Origin of the sequence: Amycolatopsis sp. FBCC-B4732 (assembly GCF_023008405.1) — a bacterium.
Classification (GTDB): domain Bacteria; phylum Actinomycetota; class Actinomycetes; order Mycobacteriales; family Pseudonocardiaceae; genus Amycolatopsis; species Amycolatopsis pretoriensis_A.
In genome coordinates, this window is the sequence record NZ_CP095376.1 from 1284422 (window position 1) to 1299934 (window position 15513).

At 69.9% G+C, this 15513-nt stretch carries 13 protein-coding genes and 1 tRNA gene; 10 read left to right on the top strand and 4 right to left on the bottom strand.

What is annotated here, in order from left to right; genetic code table 11:
- Positions 1–226: 226 nt before the first annotated feature.
- Complete coding sequence (locus MUY14_RS46765) at positions 227–355, bottom strand: hypothetical protein (protein WP_281506258.1); 129 nt, start codon at positions 353–355, stop codon at positions 227–229.
- An 846-nt stretch (positions 356–1201) separates the two neighbouring features.
- Positions 1202–1275 (bottom strand) — tRNA-Leu (locus tag MUY14_RS05155).
- A gap of 176 nt (positions 1276–1451) precedes the next feature.
- On the opposite strand from MUY14_RS05155, the gene MUY14_RS05160 reads away from it, so the two are divergent.
- The 7 genes from MUY14_RS05160 (at position 1452) to MUY14_RS05190 (ending at position 8427) form a co-directional block, all read left to right on the top strand.
- Positions 1452–2066: an ANTAR domain-containing response regulator gene (locus MUY14_RS05160; protein ID WP_247021332.1), complete on the top strand. Its 615-nt coding sequence runs from the start codon at positions 1452–1454 to the stop codon at positions 2064–2066.
- 426 nt (positions 2067–2492) lie between these two features.
- Positions 2493–3674 (top strand): branched-chain amino acid ABC transporter substrate-binding protein, encoded by a 1182-nt coding sequence (locus tag MUY14_RS05165; RefSeq protein ID WP_247025058.1) that lies wholly within the window; start codon positions 2493–2495, stop codon positions 3672–3674.
- A 106-nt stretch (positions 3675–3780) separates the two neighbouring features.
- Entirely contained in the window at positions 3781–4779 is a 999-nt protein-coding gene (locus MUY14_RS05170) for a branched-chain amino acid ABC transporter permease (RefSeq protein ID WP_247021334.1), read from the top strand.
- Positions 4776–5921 carry a branched-chain amino acid ABC transporter permease gene (locus tag MUY14_RS05175; RefSeq protein WP_247021336.1) on the top strand — a complete coding sequence of 382 codons (1146 nt, stop codon included), beginning with the start codon at positions 4776–4778 and terminating at the stop codon, positions 5919–5921. The genes MUY14_RS05170 and MUY14_RS05175 overlap by 4 nt, the downstream gene beginning before the upstream one ends.
- Positions 5918–6844 carry an ABC transporter ATP-binding protein gene (locus MUY14_RS05180; RefSeq protein ID WP_247021338.1) on the top strand — a complete coding sequence of 309 codons (927 nt, stop codon included), beginning with the start codon at positions 5918–5920 and terminating at the stop codon, positions 6842–6844. The genes MUY14_RS05175 and MUY14_RS05180 overlap by 4 nt, the downstream gene beginning before the upstream one ends.
- Positions 6831–7544, top strand: a complete 714-nt coding sequence (locus MUY14_RS05185; RefSeq protein WP_247021340.1) for an ABC transporter ATP-binding protein — start codon at positions 6831–6833, stop codon at positions 7542–7544. Before MUY14_RS05180 ends, MUY14_RS05185 begins: the two co-directional genes overlap by 14 nt.
- Positions 7545–7665: 121 nt before the next feature.
- The gene (locus tag MUY14_RS05190; protein ID WP_247021342.1) at positions 7666–8427 is read left to right on the top strand and encodes a S9 family peptidase; all 762 of its coding nucleotides are present in this window, start codon (positions 7666–7668) and stop codon (positions 8425–8427) included.
- Here MUY14_RS05190 and MUY14_RS05195 read toward each other — a convergent pair.
- On the bottom strand, positions 8393–9364 hold the full coding sequence (locus MUY14_RS05195) for a LysR family transcriptional regulator (RefSeq protein WP_247021344.1): 972 nt from the start codon (positions 9362–9364) through the stop codon (positions 8393–8395). The genes MUY14_RS05190 and MUY14_RS05195 overlap by 35 nt on opposite strands.
- Positions 9365–9368: 4 nt before the next feature.
- On the bottom strand, positions 9369–9809 hold the full coding sequence (locus MUY14_RS05200; RefSeq protein WP_086858832.1) for a PaaI family thioesterase: 441 nt from the start codon (positions 9807–9809) through the stop codon (positions 9369–9371).
- 62 nt (positions 9810–9871) lie between these two features.
- Between MUY14_RS05200 and polA the strand changes: the two genes are divergently transcribed.
- The 3 genes from polA to MUY14_RS05215 all read left to right on the top strand — a co-directional run bounded on the left by polA (position 9872) and on the right by MUY14_RS05215 (position 15052).
- Positions 9872–12613, top strand: a complete 2742-nt coding sequence (gene polA, locus MUY14_RS05205; protein WP_247021346.1) for a DNA polymerase I — start codon at positions 9872–9874, stop codon at positions 12611–12613.
- Between the two features lie 97 nt (positions 12614–12710).
- Complete coding sequence (locus MUY14_RS05210) at positions 12711–13244, top strand: EF-hand domain-containing protein (protein WP_247025059.1); 534 nt, start codon at positions 12711–12713, stop codon at positions 13242–13244.
- Between the two features lie 206 nt (positions 13245–13450).
- Complete coding sequence (locus MUY14_RS05215; RefSeq protein ID WP_247021348.1) at positions 13451–15052, top strand: trypsin-like peptidase domain-containing protein; 1602 nt, start codon at positions 13451–13453, stop codon at positions 15050–15052.
- Positions 15053–15513: the final 461 nt, after the last annotated feature.

The window sequence follows — 15513 nt, forward strand, 5'->3', positions numbered from 1 at the left end:
CGCTCCTGCCGGCGCTGCACCTCGCGGGTGTCGGCGTCGTCGGCGTCAACGGTGATGGCGCTCAGCGTGTCGGCCGAGTGGCGCGGCGAACGCGATGGCGCGCTGGCCCGGTTTGTGCAATGTGGGCACGAGGACGATCGCGTGGACGCGGCTGGGAGCAGTTCGAATTCGTCGTCCGGCTGGAGTTCTTCGCGGACGTGGGTGTAGTGCCGGTGGATCGCGCGCATCAGCGGGGGATGGCGATGACTACCAGGTCGGCGCCGCCGCGGTGTTCGCGAGTGTCGGTGGTGTCGGCGAGGACTCGGTTCCAGTGCCGGACCGTGCTGGCCTGGCACAGGGTGAAGGAGGTGTACACCCCGAGGACGTAGAGCTGGATCAGGCGAGTGCTCCAGCCGTTGAAGGCGAAGCGCAGCCTCCCGGCGATGAGCGAGAGCGTGACGATGCCGTTGGAGAAGGCGGGCCGGGTCGCCGCGGGTGTGCAGCTGCCGGGGCAGGTAGCGGTCCTGGGCCAGGATCGAGGCCGGCAGGGGGAAGCCGTTGAACCGGTGTTCGCCGCGAGGATCAGGATGAGGGCCGCGGCGGCCTGCAGGACGCAGAACAGGACGGCGTGATCGCCGCCGAAGAACCGCGGCGCCGATCTGGCTGATCACGGTGCGCCGCGGGTCGGTGGCACAGTCCCCGCGGAAGCCGGTCAGGTCACAGGTGTTCTCCGCGATGTGCACCTTGGTGATCAACGCCGGCGCGGTGATGCCGCCGAACATGACCACGGCGGTGACCCCCATGGCGGTCATCGTGCGGGCGGCGTTCAGCGCCTTCGGCTTCCGGAACGCGGGCACGCGGTTCGAGATCGCCTCGGCACCGGTCAGCGCGGTGCAGCGGAGGAGAACGACCGCAGCACCGCCTGGCCTGGATCGGCCAATCCGGACCATCGGGGTGCTGGTGCGACGCGGCACCGCCCGAGCCAGCCTGTGCGGTCCCGGGCCTTGCGGCCCGGTCGATGTCGGGACAGAGAAGTTCTTGTCGCGCAGACCGATGATCGTGGTCGGGAATGGTGAGGTGGCCGCCCAGACAGGGATCTTCTTCCGGTCTTTGCCGGTGCGACCCCTGAGGGATTCGAACTCACACGCCTTGACCTGGGTAAACGCTGACTGCCAGGCAGCAACGTTGCCTCTGTATAGGCCGCTGACCTGGGATTTCCTCGTGCCCCCGGTGAGATTCGAACTCACACTGGACGGGTTTTGAATCCGTTGCCTCTGCCAGTTGGGCTACGGGGGCGCGACGCGACAACCCTACGGGATCACCGCTCTCCTCCGACCTTCGGGGGCGGGAGTGTCGTCCCCGCCACTTCGTGGTGAACGCCATCTCTCGAACTGGATCGTTCCCGGTAGGCTTCAGGTTCGCGGGAAGCCGCGAAAAACCGACTGTCCCGCCGAGTCTTCAGGAGGACCCCGGTGACCGATCAGGCTACCGAGGCCAACGGTGCCGCCACCGTGCCGCAGCGACGGGTGCTCGTCGCGGAGGACGAGGCGCTCATCCGGCTGGACCTCGTCGAAATGCTGCGTGAAGAGGGTTACGAAGTCGTCGGCGAAGCCGGGGATGGGGAGCAGGCCATCGCGCTGGCCACCGATCTCAAGCCCGATCTCGTGATCCTCGACGTGAAGATGCCCAAGCTGGACGGGATCGAGGCCGCGGCCAAGATCACCGGGGATCGGATCGCGCCCGTCGTCATCCTCACCGCCTTCAGCCAGCGGGATCTCGTCGAGCGCGCGCGAGACGCCGGCACCATGGCCTACCTCGTCAAGCCCTTCGCGAAGCGGGACCTCGTGCCCGCCATCGAGCTCGCCGTCAGCCGGTTCTCCGAGCTGCAGGCGCTCGAGGCCGAGGTCGCCGGGCTCACTGACCGGCTCGAGACGCGCAAGGTCATCGACCGGGCCAAGGGGCTGCTTATGAGCCGCCAGGGGCTCACCGAGCCCGATGCCTTCCGCTGGATCCAGCGCACCGCCATGGACCGGCGGACGACCATGAAGGCCGTCGCCGAGGCCGTCGTGGAGAGCATCGGGAGCTGAACCACCACCGACACGGGGTGTGCCGGGACGACCGGCGCACCCCGTTTTCGTGACGCTCCGGGTGCCCGAAAGGGCGTTGTTGGTACCTTTGCGAACCTTCCCGGCGTGGCCGGGCGCGGTGATCGACTCGTGGTCCGTAGACTCTGCACACGTTGAACCGGGCGTCAAGGGGCACTCCGCGGGCTGTTGAGCACCGAGAGTCACCACCCGCTGGTCAGATTACGACGAGCGGGTGTAAATCATACGTTAATACTCGTGACGACCGTCACGATGTGGCTACAAGAGCACGTGTGACTCTGTGCAACGGCTCCCGGGGCGGCTACTTTCAGCGGCCAGTCAGGTCCCACATGGGGACAGCCGTCCTACCGGGCGGTCAGGTGGCATTTGGAGGAACGAGTGCAGAAAGCACGACTTGCGCGGTTCATCGTGCTGGCCGCTGCCGGGGCCATTTCGCTCAGCGCGTGTTCGGCACGCACGGACAGCGGCTCGGGCGACAGCAGCGCGAGCTCGCAGTCCCAGGCCGCGGCTCCGTCCGCCGCCGCCGACGCGGCCGACCCCGCCGGTGACGGCAAGGCCCAGTGTTCCCCGACCTCCATCGCGTACGCGGGCACCATCAACGGCGCCAACGCCGCGCTGGGCGTCAACATCCTGAACGGCGCGAAGCTCGCCGTGGAGCAGCACAACAAGGCCAACCCGGGCTGCCAGGTCAAGCTGGAGCAGTTCGACACCGAGGGCACGCCCGACAAGGCGCCCGGCATCGTGACGCAGATCGTCAACACGCCGGGCATCATCGGCGTCGTCGGCCTGCCCTTCTCCGGCGAGTCCAAGGCCGCGGGCAACATCTTCAACGGCGCGGGTCTGGTCACGGTCACCCCGTCGGCCACCAACCCGACCCTGTCCCAGAACGGCTGGAAGACCTTCTTCCGCGGCCTGGGCAACGACAACACCCAGGGCCCGGCCGCCGCGAAGTTCATGACCGGCGAGCTCAAGGCCAACAAGGTGTGCGTCATCAAGGACGACTCCGACTACGGCACCGGCCTGGCCGCGTCGACCATCCAGGCGCTCGGCGACAAGGGCACCTGCCAGGACTCCGTCAAGACGAAGCAGACCGACTTCTCGGCCGTGGTCAACAAGATCAAGAGCGAGAAGCCGGACGCGGTGTTCTACTCCGGGTACTACCAGGAAGCCGCTCCGTTCGCGCAGCAGCTGAACGACGCGGGCGTCGAGGCCAAGTTCGTCGGCCCGGACGGCGTCAAGGACGACGAGTTCGTCAAGGGCGCCGGCGAGGCGGCCTCGAAGGCGTACTTCACCTGCCCGTGCGTCCCGGCGGACCAGTTCACCAAGTTCACCGACGCCTACAAGGCCGCGGTCGGCAAGGACCCGGGCACCTACTCGCCCGAGGCCTACGACCTGGCGACGATCCTGCTCAAGGGCATCGACGCGGGCAAGAAGGACCGCGCCGGCCTGCTGGACTTCGTCAAGTCGTACGACGGCCAGGGCATCACGAAGCACTTCAAGTGGGACGACAAGGGCGAGCTGTCCAGCACGACCGTGTGGACCTACAAGGTCGAGGGCGGGAAGATCGTCCGCAACACCGAGATCAAGTAGCGCAACGCTCCCGTTCTGATTCCCGGGGTGCTCGCCCGGCGGCTCGATCCCGCCGGGTGGGCACCCCGGTCCCACATGGAGAACTAGTGTGTCATTGACTCATCACTTGAGCTCGGTCGTTCTGGCGCAGAGCGACAGCTGGATCACGTTCGACGTGAGCGCGTTCCTCGACCAGTTCTGGAACAACACGTTCGACGGGCTCGCCTACGGCAGCATCTACGCGCTCGTGGCGCTGGGGTACACCCTCGTCTACGGCGTCCTGAAGCTCATCAACTTCGCCCACTCCGAGGTGTTCATCTACGGCGTCTACGCGACGTGGTTCACCTTCTACGGCCTCGGGTTCCGCCCCGGTAACACGCCCACGCTCACCGTGATCGAGCTGATCGGCTTCCTGCTCCTCGCGTTGCTGGCGTCGATGGCGATCTCCGGCGGCACGGCGGTGGTCCTCGAACGGGTCGCCTACCGGCCGCTGAGAAAACGCGGCGCGCCCAAGCTGGTCTTCCTGATCACCGCGATCGGCGCTTCCTTCGTGCTGCAGCAGCTCATCTTCATCTGGCGCGGCGGCAACCCCGAGCTGGGCATCCGGCTCATGCGCAACCAGGAAGTCTTCACGCTCTTCGGCGGCAGCGTCACCAACGTCACGATCATCACGGTCGTCGCGTCGATCCTGCTGATGCTCGGCGCCAACTACTTCGTGAACAAGACGAAGTTCGGGCGCGGCATCCGCGCCGTGGCGCAGGACCCGGACACCGCGACGCTGATGGGCGTCAACAAGGAACGCGTCATCATGCTGACCTTCCTCATCGGCGGCCTGCTCGCCGGTGCGGCGGCGCTGTTCTACATGATGAAGATCCCGCAGGGCGCGTGGTACCAGGGCGGCTTCCTGCTCGGCATCAAGGCGTTCACCGCGGCGGTGCTCGGCGGTATCGGCAACCTGCGCGGCGCGCTGCTGGGCGGCCTGCTGCTCGGCGTCGCGGAGAACTACGGCCAGTCGCTGTTCGGCGGCGGGTGGCGCGACATCGTCGCGTTCGTCCTGCTGGTGCTGGTCCTGATGATCCGGCCCACCGGCATCCTCGGTGAGTCGCTCGGAAAGGCCCGGGTATGACGACGACCACGACCCAGCCGGCGGTGGCGAGCCCCGGCAAGCACTCGCTGCGCGAGCGCTGGAACAACCTGAGCCGCGTCCAGCAGTGGGTCATCCTGATCCCGCTGGTGGTGCTGATCTACTTCCTGCCGGTGCTGAACCCGCCGATCCTGACCACCCAGCCGGGGTACGACTTCCCGATCGCGATGTTCGAGGTGGCCCGCTACGCGCTGGTCGCCATCGGCCTCAACGTCGTGGTCGGCCAGGCGGGCCTGCTGGACCTCGGGTACGTCGGGTTCTTCGCGATCGGCGCGTACGTGATGGCGCTGTTCACGAGTCCCGACTCGTCGCTGTCGCACCTGCCGTTCCTCGTCGTGCTGCCGATCGCCATGGTCGTGACGATGGTGTTCGGCGTGATCCTCGGGACACCGACGCTACGGCTGCGCGGGGACTACCTCGCGATCGTGACGCTCGGGTTCGGCGAGATCGTCCGCCTGCTCGCGGACAACGTCGGCCCGCTGCGCGGCAACTCCGGCTTCAAGGAGGTCGGGCACCCGCCGGGCACGAACGCCGACGGCTCGGCGCTGTTCAACAACTCGAACGGCACGCCGTGGTACTGGCTGTGCGTCACGCTGATCATCGCCGTCCTGTTCCTGGTCGGGAACCTGGAGCGCAGCCGCGTCGGCCGCGCGTGGGTCGCCATCCGGGACGACGAGGACGCGGCGGAGATCATGGGCGTGCCGACGTTCAAGTTCAAGATCTGGGCGTTCATCAGCGGCGCGGCGATCGGCGGCCTCTCCGGGGCGCTCTACGCCGGGCAGCTCGGCTTCGTGAACAACCAGAAGTTCGACGTCGTCACGTCGATGCTGTTCCTGGCCGCGGTGATCCTCGGCGGGTCGGGCAACAAGGTGGGTGTCCTCCTCGGCGCCTGCGTCGTCGCCTACGTCCCGCTGCGCTTCCAGGCGATCGCCGAGTACAAGTACCTGATCTTCGGCCTGGCGCTGATCATCCTGATGATCTTCCGGCCGCAGGGCCTGCTCGGTGCGCGACAGCGGCTGCTCGCCTACGGCAGGCAGGCGTACCAGCGACTGCTGGGCCGCGGTGAGCAGATCAGCAGTGACGGCGCGCTGCAGACCGAACCGACCCCGGGGAGCAAGTCATGACCGAGCCCCAGAACGGCGGGCCGGAGGTCGTCGCCGAGGGCGGCCTCGTCGCCGAACTGCAGCAGATGACGGCGGAGGAGCGGGCCGAGCACGACGCCGAGGTCGCCGAGGTCGTCGCGCCGGACCGCGACATCGAGGTCGAGGTCGGCGAGACGTTGCTCGAGGTCGACGACGTGACGATGCGCTTCGGCGGTCTCGTCGCGCTCGACCAGATCTCCTTCGGCATCCGCCGCGGCGAGATCCTCGGCCTGATCGGGCCGAACGGCGCGGGCAAGACGACGTGCTTCAACGCGATGACCGGCGTCTACCGGCCGACCTCGGGCGAGGTCCGGCTGGAGGGCAAGGCGCTGGGCAAGACGTCGCGGCACGGCATCACCCAGCTGGGCATCGCGCGGACGTTCCAGAACATCCGGCTCTTCAGCGAGATGACCGCGCTGGAGAACGTCGTCGTCGGCACCGACGCGCGGCACAAGACCAGCCTGCTCGGCGCGCTGGTCCGCTCCCCGCGCCACCACCGCGAGGAGAAGGCCGCCGTCGAGAAGGCGATGGCCCTGCTGGAGTTCGTCGGCATCGCCGACCGCGCGGCCGACCGGGCGAAGAACCTGCCCTACGGCTACCAGCGGCGCCTGGAGATCGCGCGGGCACTGGCCACCGAGCCGAAGCTGCTCTGCCTGGACGAGCCCGCGGCGGGCTTCAACCCGGCGGAGAAGGAAGACCTGATGGGCCTGATCCGGACCATCCGCGACGACGGCTACACCGTGCTGCTCATCGAACACGACATGAAGCTCGTCATGGGCGTGACCGACCGGATCGTGGTGCTGGAGTTCGGCAAGAAGATCGCCGAAGGACTGCCCGCCGAGATCCGCGAGAACCCCGCGGTGATCGCGGCCTACCTGGGGGTGCCTGACGATGACGTTGCTTGAGTTGTCGGACGTGTCCGTCCACTACGGACGGATCCAGGCGGTTTCCGGGCTGTCCATCTCGGTCGAGGAAGGCGAGATCGTCACGCTGATCGGGGCCAACGGCGCCGGCAAGTCGACGACGATGCGGGCCATCTCGGGCATCCGGCCGATCTCGTCGGGCAAGATCACGTTCGCCGGCGAGGACATCTCCAAGCTGCGCGGCGACCTCCGGGTCGTCCGCGGCATCTCGCAGGCGCCGGAAGGCCGCGGGATCTTCCCGGGCATGACGGTGATGGAGAACCTCGACATGGGCGCCTACGCCCGCAAGGACCGCAAGGACCTGGCCGAGGACCTGGAACGGGTCTTCGAGCTGTTCCCGCGGCTGGCGGAGCGCAAGGGCCAGTTCGGCGGCACGATGTCCGGCGGCGAGCAGCAGATGCTCGCGATCGGGCGCGCGCTGATGGCGAAGCCGAAGCTGCTGCTGCTGGACGAGCCGTCGATGGGGCTCGCCCCGCAGTTCATCCAGCAGATCTTCCGGATCATCACGGAGATCAACAAGCAGGGCACCACCGTGCTGCTGGTGGAGCAGAACGCGCAGCAGGCGCTGTCCCGCGCCCACCGCGCGTACGTCCTCGAAACCGGCCGGATCACCAAGTCCGGCACCGGCAAGGAACTGCTCGCGGACAACAGCATCAAGGAGGCCTACCTGGGCGTCGGCTGACGTCCCGGCGGCTTTCACCCCGGCCACAACCACCGGTTGTCGTCGCGGTCCGGAAGGCTGTTGGACCCGCTCGTCTTCTCGCGGTTTGCTTGGGGCACGACGAAAACCGAGGGAGCACGAGATGATCGAGGGTATCGCGGCCGGGGTGCCGTTCGTGGCGGTGCCGCCGGCGAACGCCGGCGAACCGGCGGCGCTGGTGGCCGGCTGGCACCTGATGGACGTGCCGTCGAGCGAGCAGGCGATGGCCGAGGCCGTGCCGATGGCGGGTCTCCAGGCGTGGCGGGTGTACTTCGGGCTGCCGCTGAGCGGGGCGCGGCTGCCCGAAGGCGGCCACGACGAGGTCTTCCGGCGGGCGGGCGAGGACGCCGTCTTGAACGTCTTCGAGCCCGTGACCGAGCAGGCGGCGGGCGAGTTCCCGGCGGCGCTGGCCGAGCTGCGCGACCGGCTGCCGGGCGCGAGCGGGCCGCTCGGGGTGTTCGGCGGCTCGGCCGGGGCGATCGTGGCGCTGGAGGTGCTGGCGCGCGGGGACGCCGAGATCACCGCCGCCGCGGTGGTCAGCCCGGTCGTGCAGCTCGCGCCGATGATCGCCGCCAACGAGCGGCGCTTCGGGGTGACCTACGCGTGGACCGAGCGGTCCCGCGCGGTCGCGGCGCGCTACGACTACGTGAACCGGGCCGCCGAGCTGACCGCGCCGCTGCTGCTCGTGACCGGGGCCGACGACGACGTCGCCGTGCGCGAACCGGCCGCGGCCCTGCACGAGAAGCTGGGTGCCGAGCTGGTGGCGGTCGAGGGGATGGCGCACGAACTCCCGCCGGGCACGCCGGCCGCGGCCCGGGTCGACGCCGCGTTCACCGGGTGGTTCGCGCGGCAGCTGCGAGGATGACGTCGTCGTCCGGCACCCAGGCGTGCGCCGGGTCGTAGGCGCACCAGTCCTCTTCGCGGCTGGTGCGCCCGGCCAGCGCCATCAGCCGCTTCAGCGCCGGGTGCGCCTTCCCGCGCCGCCAGACCAGCGACCACGGGAACAGCGGTGACGGCTCGAACGGCAGCACCTTCAGGTTCAGGTCGGGCGCGAGCTCCATGTCCGCGCCGGCGAGCGTGACGCGCCGCTTGCCGTAGCGGGTCTGCTCCAGGGTGTGCCGCAGGTCGTAGCTGACGCCGGAGTCGTCGATCGGCACGCCGAAGCGGGTGCACAGCTCGTGCACGTAGGACAGCCATTCGGCGGGGCCGCCGTGCCCGGGCAGCCAGATCCCGTCGGCGCGGAGGTCGGTCAGCGGCAGGGTGTCCTGCACGGCGAGGGGGTGTTCCGGGGCGAGCAGGGCGACCAGTGGCTCGAGCCGGACGACCCGGTGCTCCAGCTCGTCGGGCAGCGGCCGCCCGAAGCCGTTCACCCGGCCGAAGGCGGCGTCGAGCTCGCCGCTCAGCAGCTTCTCGACGGCGGTGGCGAACCCGCCGCCGGCGACCTTGTCCACCCGCAGCCCCGGGTCCCGCTCGGCGAGCCGGCGCAGCAGGAACATCGGGGAGAGGCGGTAGTCGAGCAGGTCGAGGCGCAGCGGCCGGTCGTCGGCGCCCATGGCGGCCACCGCCGCGTCGGCCACCCGCACCAGCTCCCGCGCGTGCGGCAGGAACCGCTCGCCTTCGGCGGTCAGCTCGACCGACCGGTTGGTGCGCAGGAACAACGGCGCCGCGAGGGCGTCCTCGAGCTTGCGGATGCGCTTCGAGAGCGCCTGCTGGGTGAGGAACAGCGCCTGGGCGGCCCGCCCGAAGTGGCGCTGGTCCGCGGTCACCACGAACGCCCGCACCTGGGCGAGGTCGAGGTCCACCGGCTCAGGCGCCCGGCGGGCGGTCCCGGACGACGCAGGTGAGCCGGGCGGTGCAGGTGCGGCGGCCCTCGTCGTCGGTGAGCACGATCTCCGCGGTGATGGTGCCGCGGCCGACGTGCAGCGGCGTCGCGACCCCGGTGACGGTGCCCGCGCGCACGGCCCGGTGGTGGGTGCAGGACAGCTCGAGCCCCATCGCCGCGCGGCCGGGGCCCGCGTTCAGGGCCGCGACCGTCGAGCCCAGCGCCTCGGCGAGCACCGCGTTCGCGCCGCCGTGCAGCAGGCCGTAGGGCTGGAGGTTGCCCTCGACCGGGATCGTGCCGACCACGCGTTCGGCCGTCGCTTCGAGCAGCTTCATGCCGATCTTGTCGTTCAGCTGCTGGTCCGCCGCCGCCGGGTCGATGCCCGACAGCCGCTCCACGTCGATGGGGGCGGCACTGTCCGTCACACAAAGCTCCTGTTCCTATGCGACACGTAAGAGTGTCGGACCCTCAGCCTAGACTCGGGCCCGTGAGCCCGAGTGAGAAGACGACCGTTGCCAACGCCACAGGATCGACCAGCGTCGCCGAGCGCCCGAAGCTGCTGCTGATCGACGGCCATTCGATGGCCTACCGCGCGTTCTTCGCGCTGCCGGCGGAGAACTTCAAGACCAAGACCGGCCAGGTCACGAACGCGGTCTTCGGCTTCACCTCGATGCTCATCAACCTGCTCCGCGACGAAGCGCCGACCCACCTCGCGGTGGCGTTCGACCTCTCGCGCAAGACGTTCCGCTCGGAGACGTTCGCGGACTACAAGGCGAACCGCAGCGCGACGCCGGACGAGTTCCGCGGCCAGGTCGACCTGGTCAAGGAAGTCCTCGACGTGCTCGGCATCCCGTCGCTGACGAAGGAGAACTTCGAGGCCGACGACATCATCGCCACGCTCACGACGCAGGCGACGGCGGAGGACTTCGACGTCCTGATCTGTACGGGTGACCGGGACGCGCTGCAGCTGGTCACCGAGCACGTGACCGTGCTGTACCCGAAGCGCGGCGTGTCGGAGATGACCCGGTTCACCCCGGACGCCGTCGAGGAGAAGTACGGGCTCACCCCGCGGCAGTACCCGGACTTCGCGGCGCTGCGCGGCGACCCCTCGGACAACCTGCCGAACATCCCGGGCGTCGGCGAGAAGACCGCGGCCAAGTGGATCAAGCAGTTCGGCTCGCTCGACGACCTGATCGACCGCGTCGACGAGGTCAAGGGCAAGGCGGGGGAGGCGCTGCGCGCGCACCTCAGCTCGGTCCAGCTGAACCGCCAGCTCACCGAGCTGATCCGCGACGTCGAGCTGGAGATCGCCCCGGCCGGGCTGGAGCTGCGCCCGTGGGACCGCGAAGCCGTGCACGCGCTGTTCGACGAGCTGGAGTTCCGCGTGCTGCGGGACAGGCTGTTCGCGACGCTGCAGAGCGCCGAGCCGGAGGCCGACGAGGGCTTCGAGGTCTCGGGTGCCGCGCTGGCGCCCGGCGCGCTCGGCGCGTGGCTGGCGGCGCACGCGAGCGGGGGCGAGCCGGTGGCGCTGGCGTTCCGCGCGGTGGGCGCGTCCGTCCGCTCCGACCTGCGCGCGGTCGCTTTCGCGGCGGCGGACGGCGAAGGCGCGTATGTCGACGTCACGGCGATGGACCAGGCGGACGACGCCGCGCTGGCCGCCTGGTTCGCCGACCCGGAGATCCGCAAGACCGGCCACGACCTCAAGGTCGCGCTGCACGCGATCCACGCCCGCGGCTGGACGCTGGCCGGGCTCGCCATGGACACCGCGCTGGCCGCGTACCTGGTGCGCCCGGGTCAGCGCACGTTCGAGCTGGACGACCTCGCGCTGCGCTACCTGCACCGCGAGCTGCGCTCGGAGACCGACGGCGGCGACGGCCAGCTGTCGCTGCTCGACGGCGGCGCGGAAGGCCTGGAGCAGAAGGAAATCCAGGAAGAGCTCGTCAAGGCCCGCGCCATCTTCGAGCTGGCCGGCGCGCTCGAGAAGGAGCTGGAGGAGATCGGCGGCGCGAAACTGCTCGCCGAGCTGGAACTGCCGCTGCTGGAGGTGATCACCGAGCTGGAGATCGCCGGGGTCGCCGTCGACCTGGAGCAGCTGACCACGCTGGAAGCGCACTACCTTTCGCGCGTCACGCAGGCGGCCGAAGAGGCGTACGCGGTGATCGGCAAGCAGATCAACCTCGGTTCGCCGAAGCAGCTGCAGGTCGTGCTCTTCGACGAGCTCGGCATGCCGAAGACCAAGCGCACCAAGACCGGCTACACGACCGACGCCGAGGCGCTGCAGGGGCTGTTCGAGAAGACCGAACACCCGTTCCTGCAGCACATGCTGGAGCACCGGGACGCGACGAAGCTGCGCACGACGGTCGAGGGGCTGATCAAGTCCGTCGCCGACGACGGGCGCATCCACACCACGCTGCTGCAGACGATCGCGGCCACCGGGCGGCTGTCCTCGACCGAGCCCAACCTGCAGAACATCCCCGTGCGCACCGAGGAAGGCCGTCGCATCCGCGACGCGTTCGTCGTCGGTGAGGGCTTTTCCGAGCTGATGACCGCGGACTACAGCCAGATCGAAATGCGGATCATGGCGCACCTGTCGAAGGACGAAGGCCTGATCGAGGCGTTCAACTCCGGTGAAGACCTGCACACGTTCGTGGCGTCGCGGGCGTTCTCGATGCCGCCGGAGGAGATCACGCCGGAGCTGCGCTACCGCGTCAAGGCGATGTCGTACGGCCTCGCGTACGGGCTTTCGGCGTACGGGCTTTCGCAGCAGCTGCGGATTTCCACCGAGGACGCCAAGTCCCAGATGGAGGCGTACTTCGACCGCTTCGGCGGCGTGCGCGACTACCTCCACTCGGTCGTCGGTGTCGCGGCGAAGAACGGTTACACCGAAACGGTCTTCGGCCGCCGCCGCTACCTGCCGGACCTCAACAGCGACAACCGCCAGCGCCGCGAGATGGCCGAGCGGATGGCGCTGAACGCCCCGATCCAGGGCAGCGCGGCCGACATCATCAAGGTCGCGATGCTCAACGTCCACCGCGAACTCGTCAAGGCGAAGCTGAAGAGCCGGATCCTGCTGCAGGTCCACGACGAGCTCGTGCTGGAGGTCGCCGAAGGGGAGCGCGAACAGCTGGAGAAGCTGGTGCGCCACGGCATGGGCTCGGCGTACGAGCTCGCCGTGCCCCTCGAGGTCTCGGTCGGCTACGGGCGGTCGTGGAACGAAGCCGCGCACTGAGTTCACTCAGCGCCACGATCCGGATCACCGGGTCGTGGCGCTGGTGTACTCGGGCGGACGTCGTCGGGAGCCGGTCGCGGCGGCGAAGCTGTCGGGCATGGCCAGTGACTTCCAGCGACGCAAGATCGCCGGCATCTTCGGCGCGATGGACGCCGACGACGACGGCTACCTGACCGAGTCCGACTTCCGCGCGCTCACGGCGAGGTGGCTCGACGTGCGCGGCACCGACGGCGGCACACCCGAAGGCGTGAAGCTCACCTCGATCATGATGGGCTGGTGGACGACGCTGCGCGACGCCTCCGACCGCGACCGCGACGGCAAGGTCTCCCTCGACGAGGTCCTCGCCGTCGTCGACGAGCTCCCGAAGACACCCGGCGCGGTCACCGGAACCGCGTCGGCGATGTTCGAAGCGGTCGACGAAAACGGCGACGGCGCGATCTCGGCGGCGGAGTACCACCGGATGATCGAGGCGTGGAGCGGTGCCACGACGTCGACCTACGACGTGTTCGCGCTGCTCGACACCGACGGCGACGGGCGGCTTTCCCACGCCGAGTTCACCGGGCACTGGTACGAGTTCTGGGCGGGCGACGACCCGGCGGCTCCGGGGAGCGCCGTCTTCGGCCGGGTTTGAGGGTGCACGATCCGATGATCTTTCGGGCAGACCGCTCAGTGGGGCCTCGATCCCGCTGAGCGGTCTCCTCAGGCCTCCGATCACTCATCTGCGCACGAAAACCGTTGGCATTACGACGAACGGAGGACTCCGTTCGGGTGAGCTATTACCGCTGGGTAGGGAGGTCGGCGCCCGAGGCGCGGCGATCACGGCGTAGGGTCCGCCGAATGGGGTTCGAGCGTGAGCGACGACGCTGGCGGGTCCGGCTGCACGACGAACTCGGCCGGGTGTGCGGGGCGGGCACGGTACTGGACGAGTACCACGTGCTGACGAGCGCGCACGTCGTCGAGACGGCCGGCGGGCCGAAGTCCGCGCTGACCGTCGACTTCGTCGGCCTGGCCGAGGCACTGCCCGGCACCGCGACCGTCGTCGAAGGCTGCTGGGTGCCCTCCGACGGTGGCGGGCACGGCGATCTCGCCCTGCTGCGCCTGGACCGCCCCGAATCGCGCGTGTTCCGCGCGCCGCTGCACCGCATGCCGCTCGGCGAGCACCAGCTCGTGCGCGCGTTCGGCTTCCCGCCCGGCTCGGTCGGCCGGTGGACGCACGCCCGGCTCGGCGCCCCGGAACCGACCGGCGGCGAGTGGGTCCGCCTGTTCCGCACCGCCGAAGCCGAGCCGCTCGGCCCCGGCTTCGGCGGCACGGCGGTGCTCGACGAGGCGACCGGCCACGTCGTCGGCGTGGTCGTCGGCAAGGACACCGGGACGTGGATGGTGCCCGTCGAAACCATGCTCGGCCACCTGCCGCAGCTGAGCATCTGGACGTCGGGCAGCCCGGCCATCGACGCCAGCTTTTCGCGCCCGGTCGGGGAAGCCGTCGACGTCTCGTTCGTGCAGCGCGTCGCGGACTGGTTCGCGAAGGCCGAGCCCGGCACGGTCTGGGTGGTCGACACCGGCGAGGCGGGTTCACCCGTGGCGGCGGCCCTGCGGTTCGGCATCGTCCTGGCCGACCGCGAGCGCTCGCTCGGCGTGGCCGGCCTGCCGCCCGCGTTCGGGCAGATGCCGCCGGCGGGCAGCGTCGACCTGGCCGTCGACGCGACCGGCCGCACCGCCGACGCCGTCCGCCACCGCATCGCCGACCGGCTGACGAACGGGGTCGCCGGCCGCACCCTGGTCGTCGACGCGATCGACGACTCGGCCGAACCCGACCGCCTGGTCGGCGAGGTGCTCGCGCCGCTGGCCGGCCGTGCGGCCGAGCTGGGACTGCGCCTGCTGCTGGGTTTCCGCGAGGAGTCGTCCCCGGGAGTGGCGGCGGTCCGCGCGGGCACGGCGGCGGCCCGCCCGGCTCCGGACGACCTCGCCGGCCGCCTCGAGGTGCTGACGCAGGCGGTGGCGGAGCTCGCGGAGATCGAGGCGTACCAGCTGCGCGTGGCGACGCGCTTCACGGGCGTGGCCATGCTCCCGGCCCGCGCCCACCGCCTCCGCGGCGCGTTGAAGCAGCTGCGTTCGGCGGAGGTCGACGGCGACGCGGAGTGGGTGGAGCGCCACATCGACAGCCACGAGCACGCGGTAGCCCCAGCGGTCGAGGACGGCCGCCGCCAGCGCGCGGTCCTGGACGGCTTGATGGCCCGCCGCGAGGAACTCCGAGCGCGCCTGGCGGGCGACAACGAGCTGGCCCGCGAGCACGGCCTGGAGAGCGACCCGGAACTGGACCAGGCGTACGTCCCGGCGAAGCGCCTGCTGATCGACGGCCCGTGCGAGCTGACGGCGGCGGCCACGGCGGTGGACACGTACGCGGCAGCGGTCCGGGCGCGGTTGGAAGACCGCGGCTGAGCCGTCCGTTCCGGCGCCCGTCAGCGATCGCATCGGGCTCGGCCACCTCACACGGCTGGCCCCCGGGGACGGCCGTGCTCGACCATGGCTTGTGCGAGGGCTGGGAACCGCGAGTGGCAGCGGTCCGGACCCGCCTGGAAGACCGCGGCTGAGCCGTCTGTTCTGGCCCCGGCCGCGACCACACCAGGCTCGGCTACCTCACTCGGCTGAACCAACCACCCCGAGACGGCCGCGCTCGAACATGCCTTGCGCGGGCGCTGCCGAACCAGTGCCCAGCGCCCAAGGTCACCTTGGGCGCTGGACACCACGAGCAGCAGCGGTCCGTGCCCGCCCGGAAAAGCGCGGCTGACCCCAAGTTCGTGGGGGCCACCTCCAGGAACTTACGTTCCTCAAGGTGACCTTCACGGCTTTCGCCCCACGGAATTGTCGGTGCCGCCCGGTAGCGTGGAAAACGGGGGCGC